The sequence below is a fragment of the Streptomyces sp. NRRL B-3229 genome (assembly GCF_000719505.1).
In the GTDB taxonomy this organism is placed as follows: domain Bacteria; phylum Actinomycetota; class Actinomycetes; order Streptomycetales; family Streptomycetaceae; genus Streptomyces; species Streptomyces griseorubiginosus.
Window position 1 is genome coordinate 117,931 of sequence record NZ_JOGP01000018.1, and the last position, 18,125, is coordinate 136,055.

Sequence of the window (18,125 nt, forward strand, 5' to 3'; positions counted from 1 at the left end):
CTCCGGGTGATCGACCGTTCCTGACCTGAACAGCCACCTTCGCCCGGATCGCCCGGCCGGTGCAACCCGAGGCAGGCCCGCCGCTACCAGTCTCCGTCCTCCACCGGCTTGCCCGGCGCGTCGCCCAGCGGCTTGACCTGCGAAGACGTGGGCGGCTGCCACGGCTCGTGATCGTCGCCCAGCCAGTCCCCGACCGGCTTCACCCCTTCCAGGGCGTCCGTCGGGGCGAGGTCCTGCGCGTCCTGGTCGTAGTAGTCGAACCAGGGCAATCCCGCCCTGGTGTACGCCGCGCGGTCCACGGGGGACGGCGGGGGAGCCTCACCGGTGATGCGGCGCCACTCCGGCGGGGTCACCAGGTGCACGAACACCCGGCCCGCCGGGGTGCCGGCCCAGTCCGACAGGGGCCGTTCGTCGCGGTAGACCTCCTGGCGCATCGAGCCTCCGACGCCGAGCCCCATCGCCGAGGCCCTGGGGGGCGCCGCCGCCGGAGCCGCGGGCGCCGCCATGGCCATGGGCGCGGCGGCGCCGTAGCCCCCGGCGAATCCGCTCGTCGACCGCATCTGCTGCTGCGTCTCGCGCCACTCGGCCAGCCGCTCCTCCTTCAGCGCGTAGGACTGGAGCTGTACACCGCCCCAGACCTCCTCGCCCGTGACCTGCCCCTCGACGGTCGCGCCGAGGCCGAGCGGCACCGCCACGAACTGGCGGACCGTCCCCTTGCCGGAGTTGATGCCGTCCAGCCAGGGCTGGCGGGGCAGGACCACGTAGTTCTGCGGGTCGCGGGCGAGGCGGTCGCTCCACGGCTTGCCGGAGACCGCGCACACCTTGCCCACCCCGACCTGGAGGGCGGCGGGCTCGAGGGTGCCGCCGAAGCTCAGCCACATCGCCTCGCGCAGGTACACGGGCAGCATCACCCCACCGCGCGCCCGCCACTGCTCCGGCACGGTGTCGGGGTAGTCCGAGACCCGGCGCACCGGGAACTCGCCGAGCCCCGGTGGCAGCGGATGCGTGCCCGTCTCGGGCAGCCGCAGGGTGCGGATGAACCGCACCGCCGCGCCGCCCGGCAACCGCAGCGTGTTCCCGTCGATCCGCACACCCGTGTCGCCCATCGGCCCCCCCTTGATCGCTGTGCCTGTCTCACCTAGAACGACGGGCGAGTGCCCGGCGGTTCCGGCGCCAGCTCTCCTGCAACCGGGTCAGGTGCGGCATCCGCTCGCGCTGCTCGCGGGCCGCCCGGTCCAGCTCCTCCAGCAGACGACGGGAGCGGTGCTCGGTGTCCAGCTCGTCGAGGATGCGGTTGACCTCCGTCAGGACGGCGCCGTGCAGCTGCCAGTGCCGGGAGTCGCGCTGGATCCCTTCCAGGAGCAGCTGGGCGAGCTTGTCCCGGGTCGCGGAGGCCTGCCGCAGCTCGGCGGTCAGACGGCCCTCCGCGGACTCGGCGCTCACGCTGACGTGGGTGGTGACCAGGACGGCGAAGCTGACCACGGCGTCCCCGATCTCGGACAGCAGCTGCTCCACCGTGCGCCCGGTCTCCGGGCCGAACAGCGGCTCGGGATCCTGGTCCCTGTCGAGCAGGTCCGGACCCTCGGCGAAGGGGTCGCGTTCCTTGGCGAGGTCGGTCAGGGTGCGGGCGAGGACCCGCAGCACGACCGTGCAGATCTCCAGGGTGTCCAGACCGGTGCGCAGCACCACCCGGTGCAGCAGCCCCTCCTTCACCCTGGGATTGAGCTTGAGGCTGTCCTCGGCCTGCCGGAGCGCGGCGTCCACCTCGACGATGTCGTGGTCCAGCTCGCGCGCCTCGTACAGCCGGGCCGTCGCCAGCTCCACCGGCGGCCGGCCCGCGGCCTCCTCGCCCATCCGCAGCATCAGCTTGCGCACCCGGCGGGCCAGTCCCTCGATCGACTCGCCGGCCTCGTCCACCCATACCGGGGGAGCGAGCAGCAGATTGCAGGCGAGCCCGACGACCGCACCGATCAGCGTCTCCACCACCCGCGCCCAGGCGGTGTCCCCGACCGTCGTCACGCCGAGCACCAGCATGGCGCTGATCGCCACCTCGGGCACGAACTCCTCGACCCGCACCAGCCGTCCGACCACCAGCGACGCCACGATCAGCAGGCCCAGGCTCCACCAGGTCAGCCCGACCAGCAGACTGAAGGCGATGGCGACGAGGACGCCGGTCACCACCGAGTTCACGCGGCGGACACCGGTGGTGAGCGTGGAGTAGAGGGTGACCTGCACGACGAGCAGCGCGGTCAGCGGTGCCGTGAGCGGGGCCGCCTCGGGACTGAGCCGCAGGGCGATGACGTACGCGATCGTGGCCGCGGCCGCCGATCGCAGGGTCTGCACCACCACGGGGTCCCGGCGCCGCCTCGCGTAGGCCACGAGACGCGCCGTCCACTCACGTACACCTTGCATGCTCTGGTCTGTTCCCGTTTCGCAGAAGCGTCCACACATCACCGCGGACCATCGGGTCCGCAAGCTGCCCAAGCGTGCGGGCTCGGGCTTTTCGCGGCAAGGGGCCGGGGCGGTGACGGCGGACACGCCGTGTCCGGGGGCCTCAGCGTGTGACGCGGCTCCGCGCCCGGTATCCCGCGATCTTCGCCAGGTTCCCGCAACGGTCCATCGAACACCAGCGGCGCCGCCTGGCCTGCGAGTCGTCCAGGAAGAGCAGCGAGCAGTCCGGGTTCTCGCACTCCTTGACCCGCTCCAGGAGCGGCCCGCGCACCAGGAGCACGGCATCCCGGGCCACCGTGGCGAGAGCCGCGCGGGCCGGTCCGCGTGCCGTCCAGCGCGCGGCGCCCAGCTGCGGTGCGAGATCCGGCTGGGCGGCGACCGCGTTGACCCGTGACACATCGGCCGGATCCGGCTCCGCTCCCGCCGTCGCGGCGCGGAGCAGGCCGTACACCGCCTCCCGCAGCGAGCGGGCGTCGGCGAGGTCACGCGCGCTCACCCGCACCGGCTCCGCTCCGGCGGCCAGCTCGGCCTCCGCGAACCAGCGGGCGAGGGCCGCGGTGTCGGGGATCCGTTCCAGCGGGGTGGCGTGCCGTCTGCCGAGGGTCGCGACGAAATCCAGGCAGGGGCGCCCGCCGATGAACGGGAAGGCGAGCGCCGGGTCGGCGGGGGCGGGGCTGCCGGTCATGCGATCGAGCGTACACCGGTTCATGGGGTGTCGGACGCGGGGTCGTCGGATGCGCGCCGGCGGGGTGTCCGGCCGTTGGGTGTCGGGCTGCCGGATGGTGGGCCGTCGGATGCCGGGGCTTCGGGTGTCGGGGATTCGGATGTCGACAGGGTCCCCTTGACACCGGTTGAGACGGTGTCGGAGGCTGACACCAGTTCAACCGGTGTCAGCTGCCCCAGGGTGGCTGCGGGAGGGAGCGGGTGCGGTATGCGTGCGGTGCGGATCGACAGGTTCGGCGGGCCGGAGGTCCTGGTGCCGGTGGAGGTGCCCGATCCGGAGCCGGGCCCCGGTGAGGTGCTGGTGCGGATCGTCGCGGCGGGGGTGAACCGGGCGGACGCCCTGCTCCGGTCCGGCCGCTACCACCGGGCCGGGCAACCGCCTCTGATCCCGGGCGCGGAGGCGGCGGGCGTCGTCGTCGCGGTGGGGGAGGGAGTGTCGGAACCGGCCCCGGGACAGCGGGTCGTGGCCCTGGACGGCGGCAAGTCGTCCGGCTTCTATGCCGAGTCGGCCACGGTGTCCGCCGACAACGTGGTGGTGCTCCCGGACGGCGTGGACCTGACCCGGGCCGCCGCCCTGCCGATCGCCTGGCTCAGCGCCTGGTACTGCGTGCGGCACCTCGCCCGGGTCTCCAAGGGGGACACCGTGGTCGTGAAGGCGGCCGCGAGCGGAGTCGGTACCGCGGCCGTGCAGATCGCCGCCGAGGCCGGGGCACGGGTGCTCGCCCTGGCCAGCTCGGCCGAGAAGGCAGCCTGGGCTGGGGAGTTCGGCGCCGACGTCGCCGTCGACACCTCCGCCCACCCCGGCGACGCCGAGGTGGAGGAGGTGCTGCGGCTCACCGGGGGGCGCGGGGCAGACGTGGTCCTCGACACGGTCGGCGGACCGGCGTTCGGGCGCAGCCTGCGTGAGGTGGGACACGCCGGCCGGGTCGTCGCCCTGGCCAACGTGGCCCTGGAGCCGAGCACCGTCGACACCCGCGACTTCTATCCCAAGAACGCCTCGATCCTCGGCTTCCAGCTCACCGACCTCCAGGTCCACGGCTACGACCCGCGTCCCGACCTGCGGGAGATCGCCGAGCGGGTCGCGGCCGGCGGCTTTCGGGTGCCGGTCGAGACCGTCGTACCCCTTCAGGAGGCGCGGACCGCCCACGAACGGCTGGAGCGGCGCGACAACCGCGGCAAGATCGTGCTGTCGGTCACGCCGGAGTTGGTCAAATGAGGTGCGGGCTTCCGCCTTCTCGGGTGATCATCATTCAGTAGGCCGTCGAGGAGGGGAACCATGAGTCCAGCGAGGTCGGCCCGGGCGGCCCTGAACCATGTGGCGGCCCTCTCGGAAGGGCCGGCCGTCGCCCCGGACGTGCGCATCACGCTGAACTTCCACCCGGACCGGCTCGCGCGCGGGCTGCCCCTGCTGGAGGCGCTGGCCCGGGACGGCGTGTACCACTCGCAGTTCGTCACCGGCACCAGCAACGGCGGACTGACCGCGCACCCCGGCGGCGACCGCTGGCGCTGGGAGAGCCGGATCTTCGGCGGGGCCTACGACGACGCCGCCGCGCACGAACGACCCGTGTACGGCGCGCTGAACTTCCGGCGTCAAGTGGTCGGCGCGGCCCCGCGGTTCGGCTCCTCGCACTTCCGGCTCACCGGCGAGACCCTCGCCCGGGCCACCTTCTGCTATCCCGACAGCGCCGCCGAGCCGGTCCACTTCGGCGTCGCCGCCGGCATGTCCCTGATCGCCCTCGCGGAGGCCGACGAGCAGGACCCCCTCAACGACTACATCGAGGCCCAGGTGCACGGCGGGGTCGATCTGGCCCGCCATGCGGAGGCCCTGGTCCTGGACGCGAGCTACCGCGGCACTCCCGTCGAGGACGCCGCCCGCCTGCTGCCCGTCCCCGTCGACTGGCACCCCGGCTACCGCCTCACCGTCGCCGCGCTCTACGACCACGCCGACTACCGCGGCCGGGAGTACGCCGACCTGGGCGCGAGCATCGCCGAGGACGGACTGGTCGACCCGCGCGTCATCGGCGACGCCGCCCGCACGGGCCGTCACGAACTCCAGCACCTGAAGATGGTGTGGCACACCCTGGCCCGCTTCGGGGCGCCGGAGGGGGCGGGGACCGCCATTTCGGCGGTGGCCGCGGGGGCGGCTTGCTCGACGAGGGGCGCCGGGACGACGTAGAGACAGTCGCGGCCCGCCGTCACGGTGGTCAGGCGGTGAACATCGTCATGACGGTGGCGATCCTTCCGTCGCGGACGGTGATGACGTCGATCCCGCGGACGGCGGGCGCGCCGGGCGGACCGAAGGCCCAGGCGAGAGCTCCGGTGCCGGGGCTGGCGTAGCGTCGGCCGTCCTCGGTGAACGCGAAGTCGGCCGGGGCGTCGGCGAGGAGGCCGGCGGCCTTGTCCGCGAGGGCGTCGCGGCCGGTGGTGGTCTCCTCGGGGTCGGTGAAGACGACGTCCTCGGTGTAGATGCGGTCGATGGCCGCGCGGCGGCTCGCGGCGTCGCGGTTGCCGAAGACTTCGTGGAGGTTGGCCGCGAGCAGGTCGGTCACGTCGCTCATGATTCCTTCCAGGGTGTGCGGGACGACCGGGAACCACCGGGGCGACCGGCCGGCTCGGCAGAACTCGGCAGGCCGCCCCGGTGCTCCAGTGTCAGGTGTGCGGTGAGAGCGGGTCCGTCGTGATGGTGGTGGTCGGTCAGATCTGGCTTGCGCCGCCGTCGACGTATATCTCGGCACCGGTCATGAAGCTGCTGGCGTCGCCGGCCAGGAAGAGCACCGTCTCGGCGATCTCCTCCGGGCGGCCGAGACGCTGCATGGGGACTCCGGCGGCCAGGCCCTGGAGCAGCTGTTCGGCCGCCTCGGGGCCGCCCGCGAGACCGCTGAGGCCGGGCGTCTCGATCGGACCGGGCGCGATGCTGTTGACGCGGATGCCGCGGGTGACGAGTTCCGCCGCCCAACTGCGGGTCAGGGAGCGCAGCGCGGCCTTGGTCGCGGCGTAGACGCTGAAGGAGGCGGCGCCCTTGGTGTCGATGTTCGAGCCGGTCAGGATGATCGAGGCGCCCGGGTTGAGCAGCGGGAGCGCCTTCTGGACGGTGAACAGGGTGCCCGCGACATTGGTGTTGAAGGTGTCGGCGTAGTGCTCCCAGGTGATGTCGGGCAGGGCCGCGAACTGTCCCCCGCCCGCGTTGGCGAAGACGATGTCGAGGTTGCCGTGCTGCTGGATCCGGAGGAAGAGGCGGTCGAGGTCGGCGAGGTCGGAGACATCGGCTCGTACTCCTGTGGCGCGGTCGCCGATGGAGGCCACCGCCTCGTCGAGCGCCTCCTTCCGGCGGCCGGTGAGGAAGACGTGGGCTCCTTCCGCCGCGAGCCGTCGTGCGGCGGCCAGGCCGATGCCGGAGGTGGCACCGGTGACGAGGGCGGTCTTGCCGTCGAGCTGTCCCATGAGGGGCTCTCCTTTTCTGTACCGTGCGGTACTCAAGTCGTTCGCCAGGGAGAACCGCAGCATCGGGAAAGCTATTCCGTACCGCTCGGTTAAAATTTCGGGGAACGACACAGGAGGGCGTCATGGCGGTACGCGGCAGACCCCGGGGCTTCGACGCGGAGGCAGCACTCGACCGTGCGGTGGAGGTCTTCTGGCGCCAGGGCTACGAGGGCGCGTCGCTCGCCGACCTCACCGAGGCGATGGGCATCAACCGCCCGAGCATGTACGCGGCGTTCGGCAACAAGGAGGAGCTCTTCCACCGCGCCGTCGCCCGCTACGCCGAGGCCGACATGGCCTACGCCCGCGACGCTCTCGCGGAGGCGACGGCCTACGCGGTCATCGAATCCTTCCTCCGTGCCAATGCAGAGGCGCTCACCCGCCCCGACCGTCCCTCGGGATGCCTGTCCGTGCAGGGCGGCCTGGCCGAGGGCGGCGAAAGCGGCCGCATCGCCCGGTTCCTGGCCGACAGCCGCCTCGCCGGGGAGCACGCCCTCGCGCAGCGCCTGGTCCGGGCCGTCGAGGAGGGCGACCTGCCCGAGGACACCGACCCGTACGCGCTCGCCCGCTACGTCATGGTCGTCAGCGAAGGCAACGCCGTGCACGCGGCCGCCGGCGCGACCCGAGCGGCCCTGGACGCCACCGTCGACATCGCCCTGCGCGCGGTGCCCCGGCCCGGCGCGGCCGGCGCGGCCTACTCGCCGGAGGCCGACGGGGGCCAGGCGCCGGTCGTGAGCACCCCGAGCGCGTAGGCCCGCGCCACGAGTTCCGTACGGTTCGCCGCGTCCCACCGCGCCGACAGTCGCCGCAGGTGGTAGTTGACGCCGTCCACCGTCAGGCCCGTCTCCCGGGCCGCGTGAGCCGTGGTGGCACCGGCCGCGAGCAGGGCCAGGACGCGGCCCTCGACCCGGGTGACGCGAACCGGCTCGGCGGCGGGGGAGTGCTCCCGCTCGCCCTCGACCCGCAGCATCACCAGCAGCGACGGGGTCTCCTCCACGCTGTCGCTCACCGGGTCCGCCGTGAGCTCGCCGAACCGCTCGCCGCCTCCCGGTGCCCGCCAGCAGACCGACACCTGGTAGCGCGAGCGGTGCCGCAACCGCAGCGCTTCGGCGATCCGCTCCACCTGGGTCGCCTCCTGCGGCCGGAACAACTCCAGCACGTTCCTGTCCCGCAGCCGCCCCGGTGTCGTGCCGCACTCCGCGGCCATCGCGGGATTGGCGAGCAGGACGGAGCCGTGCACATCGCACACCGCGACCGGCACCGAGACCCGGTCGAAGAGCATCAGGGCACGGTTGCGCCAGACCACCGCCTCAGGGTGGGACCGCTCCGGACGAGACCGGTCCACCACCACCTCCAACTGCTCCGCGCAAGTGCCGGGCGCGTACGTGCTCCACTCCATCATGGAGCGTGATCAACTATCGAACATCCAGCTCAGAGGGTGCATGGCTCAACTGTGGCTCGTTGTCCGCTCCCCTCTCACGGCAGATGTCCTGTTCTCCACCCACCCCGGCAATCAACCCAGTCCGCTGCATTGACATCTCGCTCGGCAGCCCCGAGGTTGGGAGCGCTCCCATGACAGCCTCGCAACTGGAAGGAGTCCCCCCACATGCGCAAGAAGAGTCCGTTGGCCAGGCCTTCGCGGGCGCCCCTCCGCAGGCCTCTCCAGGTGCTCGTCATGCTGTTCGCCGTGGTCGTCGGCGCCCTTACCTGGTCGTCCCCCGCCCAGGCTCACGGCACCGTCGTCGGCCCCGCCACCCGCGCGTACCAGTGCTGGAAGACGTGGGGCAGCGACCACATGAACCCGGCCATGCAGACCCAGGACCCCATGTGCTGGCAGGCCTTCCAGGCCAACGCCGACACCATGTGGAACTGGATGAGCGCGCTCCGGGACGGCCTCGGCGGCCAGTTCCAGGCGCGAACCCCCGACGGGACGCTGTGTAGCAACAACCTCTCCAGGAACGCCAGTCTGGACAAGCCCGGACCGTGGAAGACCACCACCGTCGGCAACGACTTCTCGGTCCAGCTGTACGACCAGGCGTCCCACGGTGCCGACTACTTCAAGGTCTACGTGAGCAAGCAGGGCTTCGACCCCAAGACCCAGACCCTGGGCTGGAGCAACCTCGACTTCATCACGCAGACCGGCCGCTTCGCCCCGGCACAGAACATCACGTTCCCCGTCCGGACCTCCGGCTACACCGGACACCACGTCCTGTTCGTGATCTGGCAGGCCTCGCACCTCGACCAGGCGTACATGTGGTGCAGTGACGTGAACTTCGGCTGAACCGCACAGCACCGCAGCCCCGTCGGGGCAGGGGTCCGTCCGGCCGCCCTGCCCCGGCGGGGCTTCCCGCGTCCCGCACGTGACCCCTGACCCGGATGTGAAGTGCTGCCGTGGGTTCACGCAAGCCTGGTCGGACGCTTTCGACTACACGATCGTGTAGGGCGCCGGGCCGGGCCGCCGGGCCCCGTCGACCAGTCTGGATCGCAGTACTCCCGTACCGCGAAAGGCAGTTGCCGCGCCATGCCCCCCACCGCGCAGACCACCTCCACCGCGCAGACCACCCCCACCGTGCAGATCGCCCCCACCGTGCAGACCACCCCCGCCGGGCTCCCCGTCGTCGACATCTCGGCCACCGGGCCCGGCCACACCCCGATCCAGCAGATCATGGGGCTGATGGGCGAGCACGGCCCGCTGCTCGTGCGGCGGCTGCACGGGCGGGACGTCACCTTCGTCTCCGATCTCGACCTCGTCACCGAACTCGCCGACGAGAGCCGGTTCTCCAAGGCCGTCGGGCCCGCCCTGGAGAACGTCCGCGAGTTCGCCGCCGACGGGCTGTTCACCGCGTACAACGACGAACCCAACTGGGCCAAGGCGCACGACATCCTGATGCCCGCCTTCGCGCTGGGCTCGATGCGCACCTACCACCCGGTCATGCTGCGGGTCGCGCAGCGGATGATCGGCGCCTGGGACCGCGCCGCCCGGGACGGCCGGCCCGTGGACATCGCCGACGACATGACCCGGATGACCCTCGACACCATCGGACTCGCCGGGTTCGGCTACGACTTCGGCTCCTTCGAGCGGGACGAAGCGCACCCCTTCGTCGAGTCCATGGTGCGCTGCCTGGAGTGGGCCATGACCCGGCTCGCCCGCACCCCGGGCAGCGACCACTCGGCCGCCGACGAGGCCTTCCGGGCCGACGCCGACCACCTCGCGCAGGTCGTCGACGACGTGATCAGCGCCCGCCTGGCCTCGGGCGAGGCCGGAACGGACGACCTCCTCGGGCTCATGCTCAGCGCCCCGCATCCCGTCGACGGGACCCTCCTCGACACCACCAACATCCGCAACCAGGTCATCACCTTCCTGATCGCCGGGCACGAGACGACCTCCGGCGCGATGTCCTTCGCGATGTACTACCTGGCCAAGCACCCGGCCGTGCTCGACCTGGTACGGCGCGAGGTCGACGAGCTGTGGGGCGACACCCCCGACCCGGAGCCGACCTTCGACGAGGTCGGACGGCTCACGTACACCCGGCAGGTCCTCAACGAGGCGCTGCGGCTGTGGCCGACGGCCGCCGCCTTCAGCCGCCAGGCCCGCGAGGAAACCCTCCTCGGCGGCCGGATCCCGCTGCGCGCCGGACAGTCCCTCACCGTCATCGCGCCGATGCTGCACCGGCAGCCCGTGTGGGGCGACAACCCCGAGCTGTTCGACCCCTCCCGTTTCACGCCGCAGGCCGAGGCGGCCCGCTCCCCGCACGCCTTCAAGCCCTTCGGCACCGGCGAACGGGCCTGCATCGGACGGCAGTTCGCTCTCCACGAGGCGACCATGCTGCTGGCCCTCCTCGTGCACCGCTACCGCCTGCACGACCACGCCGACTACCGCCTCACGGTGAAGGAGACCCTCACCCTCAAGCCGGACGGCTTCACCCTGAAGCTGACCTCCCGCACCCCGGGAGGCCGCACTCACACCCCCCTGCCCGGCGCGGCCCCGCGGACCGCGGCCACCCCGGCCGCCGACACCGCCCTGCCCTCCCGGGTCCTGCCCGGCACCCGCGCCCTGTTCCTCCACGGCAGCAACTACGGCACCTGCCGCGTCTTCGCCGCCGGCCTCGCCGACGAGGCCGCCGCCCTGGGCTGCGACACCGAGGCCGCCCCTCTGGACGCCTACGCGCACGGCCTGCCCACCGACCGCCCTGTCGTCATCACCGCCGCCTCCTACAACGGCCAACCCACCGACGACGCAAGGAAGTTCGCGACCTGGCTGGACGGCACCCACGACCTGACGGGCGTCTCGTACGCCGTCCTCGGTGTCGGCGACCGCAACTGGGCCGCCACCTACCAGCACTTCCCGACCCGGATCGACGAGCGGCTCGCCGAACTGGGCGGGCGGCGCATCCTGGACCGAGCCGCGGGTGACGCCTCCGGCGACCTCGCCGGCACGGTCCGCACCTTCTCCACCGGCCTGCGCACCGCGCTCCTGGAGGCCTACGGCGACCCGGACACCACAGCAGCCGACGCCGAGCCGACCGCCGCCTACGAGGTCCGCACCCTGAGCGGCGGCCCCCTCGACGCCCTCGCCGCACGCCACGCCCTCGTCCCGATGACCGTCACCGAGGCCCACGACCTCACCGCCCCCGGCCACCCCCGCCGCAAGCGGTTCGTACGGCTCGCCCTGCCCGCCGGCACCACCTACCGCACCGCCGACCACGTCACCGTGCTCCCGGTCCACGACAAGGCGCTCGTCGAACGGGCCGCCGACGCCTTCGGCGCCGACCTGGACGCCGTCCTCGACATCCGCCCCACCCGTCCGCGCCGCGACGGACTCGCCGTCGACCAGCCTCTCACCGTGCGCCAACTGCTCACCCACCACGTCGAGTTGCGGCAGCGGCCCACCGCCGAGCAGATCGCTGCCCTGGCCGCCGCCAACCCCTGCCCGCCCGAGCGGGCACAGCTCGCCGCCCTCACCGACGACCCGCGCACCCTCGTTGAGCTGTTCGAGGCACACCCCGCACTGCGCGGCGCCCTCGACTGGCCGGCCCTGCTCGACCTGCTGCCGCCGCTGCGCCCGCGCCCGTACTCCGTCTCCTCGTCGCCGCAGACCGACCCGGACCACGTCGACCTCATGGTCTCCCTGCTGGAAGCCCCCGCACGCTCCGGCAACGGCACCCATCGAGGCGCTGGCTCCGGATACCTCGCCGACGTCCAGCCCGGCGACACCGTCCTGGCCCGGATCCAGCCCTGCCGGGACGCCTTCCGCATCGACCACTCCGCCCCCGTCGTGATGATCTCGGCGGGCACAGGCCTCGCGCCGTTCCGCGGAGCGGTCGCCGACCGCGTCGCCGCCCTCGGCCGGGGCGAGCAACTCCCGCCCGCGCTCTGCTACTTCGGCTGCGACGCCCCGGACGCCGACTTCCTGCACGCCGACGAACTGCGCTCCGCCGAGGCCGTCGGGGCCGTACGGCTGCGCCCGGCGTTCAGCGCGGTGCCCGGCAGCGGCTACGTGCAGCACCGCATCGCCGCCGAGTCGGCCGAGGTGTGGGAACTCCTGCGGGCCGGTGCCCGTGTGTACGTCTGCGGAGACGGATCACGAATGGCTCCCGGGGTACGGCACGCGCTGCGTACCCTGTTCCGGGAGCACACGCCGCATGCCGACGAGTCGGCCGCCGAGCGGTGGCTGGACGGTCTGGTGCGGGACGGGCGGTACGTCGAGGACGTGTACGCCGCGGGGTGACGGAAGGGGCGGGACGTTGGCGGACTCCTGGGAATGGGGTCGACAGGTGCTGGAGGGCGCGGGACTCGACCCCGGCCGGCTCACCGCGGTCCGGCCCCTGAGCGGTGGTACGTACAACACCGTCGAAGAACTCCTTCTCACCGACGGCACCCGGTACGTGGTCAAGGTCCCGCCCGCGGCCACCGTCCCCGGCCTGAGCTACGAGCGCGGACTCCTCGTCGCCGAGGCGGAGTTCTACCGCAGGGCCGCCGAGGCCGAGGTAGCCGCACCGCACGTGGTGGCCTTCGGGGCCGGCGTCGCCGTACCGCATCTGCTGATGACGGCCTGTCCCGGCGAGCCCTGGAACGCGTCGGTCACCGCTGCCGAACGCCCGCCACTGCGCAGGGAACTGGGCCGCCAGGTGGCCCGGCTCCACTCGGTGACCGGGCCCGGCCACGGCTACCCCTCCCGCGCCCTCGGCCCGCTCGCCCCCGACTGGCGGACCGCGTTCACGACCATGATCGACGCGATCCTCGGCGACGCCCGGGACTACGGGGCGCGGCTGCCGCGGTCCGTCGCGCAGGTGGAGGCCGCGGTCCGGGCCGGTTACCCGGCCCTCGACGAGGTCACCGTCCCCGCGCTGGTCCACTTCGACCTGTGGGACGGCAACATCCTCGTCGACCGCCCGGCCGGCGGGGAGCCGCACATCGGCGGGCTGATCGACGGCGAGCGGATGTTCTGGGGCGACCCCCTCGCCGACTTCGTCTCCCTGGCGCTGCTCGGCGACATCAAGCAGGACGAGGCGTTCCTCGCCGGCTACCGGGAGGCGGGCGGCCGCGCCGAGTTCGACGTCCCGGCCCGGGTGCGGCTCGCCCTCTACCGCGCCTACCTCTACCTGATCATGCTCACCGAGACGGTCCCCCGGGCCGTCGACGTCGAGAGGGAACGCTGGGTCCAGTCGACGGTGGCACCGCAACTGGTCGCGGCGCTGGACGAGATCGAGGCCCTCTCCCGGGTCACAGGAGTCAAAACCCCTTGAACGGACGCACCGTACGCGACCTCAGACGCGCCAACCGCACAGCCGTGCTCCAGCGCCTCTGGTTCGACGGACCCCTCAGCCGCTTCGAACTCGGCCCCGTCACCGGACTGAGTTCCGGCTCGGTCAGCAACGTCGTCGCCGACCTGATCGCCGACGGGCTGGTCGAGGAGGCCGGCAGCGTCGACTCCGACGGCGGCCGGCCCCGCACCCTGCTGCGGGTGGCGCCCGGCAGCGGGCACATGATCGGCGTCGATGTGGGCGAGACCCGGGTCCGCGTCGAGCTGTTCGACCTGACCCTCACCGAACTCGCCCGCGCCGAACGCCCGTTGACCGGGCACGGCTACGACGTCGAGGTGGTCGTCGGCCACATCCGCGACGGCATCGCCGAGGTGCTCACGGAAGCCGCCATCGAGCCCGAGCGACTGCTCGGCGTCGGCATCGGCGTGCCCGGCATCGTCGCGCACACCCCGGACAGCGGGGCCGTCGTGCACGGACAGACCATCGGCTGGGACGCCGTCCCGCTGGAGGCGCTGCTGCGCACCGGCTCCCCGCTGCCCGCCGGCGTCCGGTACTTCATCGACAACGGCGCCAGGACCCTCGGCCAGGCCGAGATGTGGTTCGGCGGCGGCCGCGGGGCCCACAGCGCGGTGGTGGTCCTCTTCGGCTCCGGCGTCGGCGCCTGTCTGGTGACGCCCGAGGTCGAGCACGGCCGGGCGGTCGAATGGGGGCATCTGACCGTACGGGTCAGGGGGCGCCGCTGCCGCTGCGGAGCCCTCGGCTGCCTGGAGGCCTACGGGGCGCAGACGAGGAGACCGCGCTGACCGCGCTGCTCGCCGCCGCCCACCCGGAGGGGGACACCGCGCCCGACCCGGTGGCACTCGCCGTGCTGGAGGAGACCGCCGAGTACCTGGGCGCCGGTCTGTCCGACCTGATCAACCTCTTCCAGCCCGAACGCATCCTCATCGGCGGCTGGGCCGGGCTCCAGCTGGGCGAACGGTTCCTGCCCGCCGTACGGCGGCACGCCACGGCGTACGCGCTGCGCTACCCGGCCGAGAAGGTCACCGTCGAGCTCGGCCGGCTCGGGCCCGACGCGGTCACCGTCGGTGCGGCCATCCTCCCGCTCGCCGACTTCTTCGGCCGTGGCGGCCGTCGCCCCGAGCCCGCTCCCGAGGGGCCGGCGCCGGCCTGGCGGGCCGCCCTGGACGAGCGGACCCCGCGCTGACGTCCCCCGACCTGCGTTCGTCCGGCCCGCGATTCGCCGACCCGCGTTTCGTCGACCCGGGCGGAGGTACTCGCGCTCCCGCCGACGCCGAGAACGAAAGGGAGGACGTCGTGGACCACCGCAGCGAAGGGCCCGGAGAGAACGGCGACCCGATCCCGCGGGACCTGCCGGACCAGCAGGCCGGCGAGGGCGAGGACCCCTGGGAGGTCGCCACCGTGCCGGGCGAGGACGAGGGCGGCGCCGACCGGCCCGAGGACGTCCCCGACACCGACGAGGCGGGCACCAGCCGCCGGCAGGGGGCGCAGCGGTCGGACACCGTGCACCCCGAGCACCCGGGAGCACAGGAGTCCTCCGGCTGACCACCGCTCTGCCCGCCCCGCGACCGGGCCCGAACGCGGACCGGCGGCGATGCCCGAGGACACCGCGGCCGGCCGACCGGCGGGTCGGCCCTCCCGGCCGGGCCGACCACCTGGCCTGCGGCTGACCACCGGACCGCCAGACCGGCCGACCACCTGTCCACCTGGCCTCCGGCTGACCACCGGACCGCCCGGCCGGGGCTCAGCCGACCTTGCGGCCCCTCATCGGCTCCGTCGGCTCCCCGGCGCCCTGCTGCATCCCGTGCAGGAACTCCTCCAGGACCTCGGTCGCCGTGTGCTCCGGGTGCCAGCCCAGTTCGGTCCGCGCGCGCGTGCAGTCCATCAGCGGCAGCCGCAGGACCGCGTCGAACAGGTGCGGGGAGGCGGGCAGCAGATGCAGTCCCCACGCCGCCGCGATCGCCGAGCGGGCGGCGGTGCGGGGCAGCCGTACGGGACGGGCGCCGAGCAGCTCGCCCAGCAGCTCCGCGTCCACCGGTGGCTCGCCCGCCAGGTTGAAGGCGCCCCGCACCTCCGAGTGCACCGCCAGCACATAGGCCCGCGCCGCGTCGTCGGTGTGGAGGGCCTGCACCCGCAGTCCGGGGATGTCGGGCAGGAAGGGCAGCAGCTCGGGCCGCGCCAGCTGGCCGGGCAGGAAACGGCCGCCGAAGATCCGGCGCTGCTCGCTGGCCGACTCCCGCTTGAAGAGGAACGCCGGACGCATCCGGACCACCCGGACCACCGGATGGTCGCGCTCGAAGGTGTCCAGGGCCCGTTCCAGATACGCCTTCTCCCGGCAGTACGCGGCGTCCGGCCAGCCGTGGGTAGGCCAGGACTCGTCCACCGCGTGCTCCTTGGGTCCCGGGGAGTACGCGCCCACCGAAGAGGCGTGCACCAGCACCGGCACCCCGGCCGCAGCGACCGCCTCGAACACGCGGATGGAACCGAGGACGTTGGTGCGCCAGGTCGTCGCCGGGTCGTGCGTCGGCTGGAACGCCCACGCCAGATGGACGACCGCGTCGGCGCCCGCGAACTCCTCGGCCAGATCCGCCCGGGCGGACGCCAGATCGACCGCCGACCACTCGGTGCGGTCGGGCGACCAGTCCGGGATCCGCCGGGCCAGGCCCCGTACGGAGCCCACCTCCGGATCCTCCGAGAGAAGGCGCACCACGCTGGTTCCCACGTTGCCGGTGGCGCCCGTGACCACGATCCTGCTGCCGCTTGAAGTGCTCACCTTCGGCTCCTTCGGGCCGCTGGGGCAGGGAACCGGCCGAGTACCCGCCCCCTGGTGATGCACGCGGTGCCGCCTCCCGGCGATGCGCGCGGTGCGGGGCGGCGCCCGGCGCCACGAGATGATCGCCCCATGAGGGAGATCATCCTGATGTCCGACGCCCGCGTCGCCGCCGTGCCCGTCGAGGAGAACGGCGAGCCCCTGGTCGACGTCCGCGGCCGGCTCCTGGTCGACGACCGCAAGCACGAGGACTCCCGGGGCGCCGAGGTCCATCTGCGCCAGGGCGTCCTGGACCGGCTGCTCGCCGCCGAGGCCCTGCTGCCGGACGGCCTGCGGCTGCTCTTCGTGGAGGGCTACCGGCCGCCCGCGCTCCAGCGGTACTACTTCGAGGTGTACGCGGACGCCCTGCGCGCGGACCACCCGGACTGGTCCGCCGAACGGATCCGCTCCGCCGCCAGCCGGTACGTCTCCCCTCCCGAGATAGCCCCGCACAGCGCCGGTGCGGCCGTCGACCTCACCCTGGTGAGCGCCGACGGCCGCGAACTCGACCTGGGCACCGCCCTGAACGCCAACCCGGAGGAGAGCGACGGCGCCTGCTACACGGGCGCCGGCAACATCACCGAGGAGGCGAAGGCCAACCGGGCCGTGCTGGGCGGGGCCCTGGCCGCGGCCGGCCTGGTCGACTACCCGACCGAGTGGTGGCACTGGTCGTACGGCGACCGCTACTGGGCGCTGGAGACGGGCGCGCCGGCCGCGCTGTACGGGCCGAAGGTACTCGAAGAGCTGTAGAGCCGTCGGCTCAGAGCTCAGAGCTCAGAGCTCAGGGCTCAGGGCTCAGGGCTCAGGGCTCAGGGCTCAGGGCTCAGGGCTCAGGGCTCAGGGCTCAGGGCTCAGGGCTCAGGCGAACGCGTTGACGCCCGTCAGCTCCGCCGACAGCGTCCACAGCCGGGCCGCCTGCTCCGGGTCGGTCGCCCAGGCCCGGACACCGCCGCTCTGGTCGCCGTCGACGGCGGGCTCGGCGATGTCGCAGTCCTCCAGGTACACACCGCCCATGCCGTCCAGCTGGGGCGAGGTCGCCGCCCACACCTGGGTGGCCGCGCCCTGCTCGGGGCTCTTGAAGCCGGACGGGTTGAGCGCGTTGCCCTGCTCGTCGATCCAGCCGCGCTCCACCATCTCCGCCTTGGGGAGGTGGCGCTGCAACGGGGTCAGGATGCCGCCCGGGTGGAGCGAGAAGGCCCGCACCCCGCGCTCGGCGCCGAGCTTGTCGAGGTGGACCGCGAACAGGACGTTCGCCGTCTTCGCCTGGCCGTAGGCCTGCCACTTGTCGTAGCCGGTCCGCCAGTGGACGTCGTCCCAGCGCATGCCGGAGAAGTGGTGGGCGCGCGAGGACACCGACACCACGCGGGCGCCGCCGGGCTCGATGGCGGGCCAGAGGTGGTTCACCAGGGCGAAGTGGCCGAGGTGGTTGGTCGCGAACTGCGCCTCCCAGCCGGGCCCGACCCTGGTCTCCGGGCAGGCCATGATCCCGGCGTTGTCGATGACGAGGTCGACCGTGCGGCCGGAGGCGAGGAAGCGCTCGGCGAAGGCGCGCACGCTGTCCAGGTCGCCGAGGTCGAGCACGTCCTGTTCCACTCCGTCCAGGCCGGCCAGGGCCTCCTTCGCGGTGTCGGGACGGCGGGCCGGGACGACGACCCGGGCGCCCGCCTTGACGAGGGCCTTGGTGGTCTCGAGTCCGAGCCCGGAGTAGCCGCCGGTGACGATCGCGAGCTTGCCGGACAGGTCGACGCCCGCGAGGACGTCGTCGGCCGTGCTGTGGGCGCCGAACCCCGAACCGATCTTGTGCTGTGCAGTGCTCATGACCGGAACGCTACGAATTGGAGTGCGCTCGAAGTCAAGCCCGGCCCGGACGAAGAGGAGCGTCT

At 73.1% G+C, this 18,125-nt stretch carries 16 protein-coding genes and 1 pseudogene; 9 read left to right on the top strand and 8 right to left on the bottom strand.

All coding sequences use genetic code 11. The annotated features are described in order from the left end of the window. Positions 1 to 83: 83 nt before the first annotated feature. The 3 genes from IF54_RS0126480 to IF54_RS0126490 form a co-directional block, all read right to left on the bottom strand. Positions 84 to 1,106, bottom strand: coding sequence for a hypothetical protein (locus IF54_RS0126480; RefSeq protein ID WP_030323000.1), 1,023 nt, complete (start codon positions 1,104 to 1,106; stop codon positions 84 to 86). A gap of 28 nt (positions 1,107 to 1,134) precedes the next feature. Then, the gene (locus IF54_RS0126485; RefSeq protein ID WP_030323002.1) at positions 1,135 to 2,412 is read right to left on the bottom strand and encodes an FUSC family protein; all 1,278 of its coding nucleotides are present in this window, start codon (positions 2,410 to 2,412) and stop codon (positions 1,135 to 1,137) included. 142 nt (positions 2,413 to 2,554) lie between these two features. After that, the gene (locus IF54_RS0126490) at positions 2,555 to 3,136 is read right to left on the bottom strand and encodes a CGNR zinc finger domain-containing protein (RefSeq protein ID WP_051735544.1); all 582 of its coding nucleotides are present in this window, start codon (positions 3,134 to 3,136) and stop codon (positions 2,555 to 2,557) included. Positions 3,137 to 3,382: 246 nt separating this feature from the next. On the opposite strand from IF54_RS0126490, the gene IF54_RS0126495 reads away from it, so the two are divergent. Both IF54_RS0126495 and IF54_RS0126500 read left to right on the top strand, forming a co-directional pair. Beyond that, complete coding sequence (locus IF54_RS0126495) at positions 3,383 to 4,390, top strand: quinone oxidoreductase family protein (protein ID WP_030323006.1); 1,008 nt, start codon at positions 3,383 to 3,385, stop codon at positions 4,388 to 4,390. Between the two features lie 60 nt (positions 4,391 to 4,450). Beyond that, positions 4,451 to 5,350 carry a DUF3626 domain-containing protein gene (locus IF54_RS0126500; protein WP_051735545.1) on the top strand — a complete coding sequence of 300 codons (900 nt, stop codon included), beginning with the start codon at positions 4,451 to 4,453 and terminating at the stop codon, positions 5,348 to 5,350. 28 nt (positions 5,351 to 5,378) lie between these two features. Here IF54_RS0126500 and IF54_RS0126505 read toward each other — a convergent pair whose 3' ends face one another. Both IF54_RS0126505 and IF54_RS0126510 read right to left on the bottom strand, forming a co-directional pair. After that, entirely contained in the window at positions 5,379 to 5,732 is a 354-nt protein-coding gene (locus IF54_RS0126505) for a nuclear transport factor 2 family protein (RefSeq protein ID WP_030323012.1), read from the bottom strand. 136 nt (positions 5,733 to 5,868) lie between these two features. Then, positions 5,869 to 6,615, bottom strand: a complete 747-nt coding sequence (locus IF54_RS0126510; protein WP_030323014.1) for an SDR family NAD(P)-dependent oxidoreductase — start codon at positions 6,613 to 6,615, stop codon at positions 5,869 to 5,871. Between the two features lie 122 nt (positions 6,616 to 6,737). Between IF54_RS0126510 and IF54_RS0126515 the strand changes: the two genes are divergently transcribed. Then, a complete protein-coding gene (locus IF54_RS0126515; RefSeq protein WP_234439065.1) occupies positions 6,738 to 7,403 on the top strand; it encodes a TetR/AcrR family transcriptional regulator in 666 nt (221 codons plus the stop codon). Here the strand turns inward: IF54_RS0126515 and IF54_RS0126520 are convergent. Next, the gene (locus tag IF54_RS0126520) at positions 7,346 to 7,933 is read right to left on the bottom strand and encodes a PAS domain-containing protein (protein WP_051735557.1); all 588 of its coding nucleotides are present in this window, start codon (positions 7,931 to 7,933) and stop codon (positions 7,346 to 7,348) included. The two genes, IF54_RS0126515 and IF54_RS0126520, sit on opposite strands and share 58 nt — an antisense overlap. Positions 7,934 to 8,326: 393 nt before the next feature. Between IF54_RS0126520 and IF54_RS0126525 the strand changes: the two genes are divergently transcribed. The 5 genes and pseudogenes from IF54_RS0126525 to IF54_RS0126545 all read left to right on the top strand — a co-directional run bounded on the left by IF54_RS0126525 (position 8,327) and on the right by IF54_RS0126545 (position 14,978). Then, complete coding sequence (locus tag IF54_RS0126525; protein WP_030323022.1) at positions 8,327 to 8,932, top strand: lytic polysaccharide monooxygenase auxiliary activity family 9 protein; 606 nt, start codon at positions 8,327 to 8,329, stop codon at positions 8,930 to 8,932. A gap of 240 nt (positions 8,933 to 9,172) precedes the next feature. Then, a complete protein-coding gene (locus tag IF54_RS0126530) occupies positions 9,173 to 12,379 on the top strand; it encodes a cytochrome P450 (RefSeq protein WP_234439066.1) in 3,207 nt (1,068 codons plus the stop codon). Positions 12,380 to 12,395: 16 nt separating this feature from the next. Beyond that, complete coding sequence (locus IF54_RS0126535) at positions 12,396 to 13,397, top strand: phosphotransferase family protein (RefSeq protein ID WP_030323026.1); 1,002 nt, start codon at positions 12,396 to 12,398, stop codon at positions 13,395 to 13,397. After that, positions 13,394 to 14,619: pseudogene (locus tag IF54_RS39800) on the top strand (ROK family protein). The gene IF54_RS0126535 and the pseudogene IF54_RS39800 overlap by 4 nt, the downstream one beginning before the upstream one ends. A 110-nt stretch (positions 14,620 to 14,729) precedes the next feature. Continuing rightward, a complete protein-coding gene (locus IF54_RS0126545; protein WP_030323028.1) occupies positions 14,730 to 14,978 on the top strand; it encodes a hypothetical protein in 249 nt (82 codons plus the stop codon). Positions 14,979 to 15,177: 199 nt separating this feature from the next. Here the strand turns inward: IF54_RS0126545 and IF54_RS0126550 are convergent, their stop codons facing one another. Continuing rightward, on the bottom strand, positions 15,178 to 16,206 hold the full coding sequence (locus IF54_RS0126550; RefSeq protein WP_030323030.1) for an SDR family oxidoreductase: 1,029 nt from the start codon (positions 16,204 to 16,206) through the stop codon (positions 15,178 to 15,180). A gap of 129 nt (positions 16,207 to 16,335) precedes the next feature. Between IF54_RS0126550 and IF54_RS0126555 the strand changes: the two genes are divergently transcribed. Continuing rightward, entirely contained in the window at positions 16,336 to 16,992 is a 657-nt protein-coding gene (locus tag IF54_RS0126555; RefSeq protein ID WP_030323032.1) for a M15 family metallopeptidase, read from the top strand. A 108-nt stretch (positions 16,993 to 17,100) separates the two neighbouring features. On the opposite strand, the gene IF54_RS0126560 is transcribed toward IF54_RS0126555, so the two are convergent. Then, on the bottom strand, positions 17,101 to 18,060 hold the full coding sequence (locus IF54_RS0126560) for an SDR family NAD(P)-dependent oxidoreductase (RefSeq protein ID WP_030323034.1): 960 nt from the start codon (positions 18,058 to 18,060) through the stop codon (positions 17,101 to 17,103). Positions 18,061 to 18,125 lie beyond the last annotated feature (65 nt).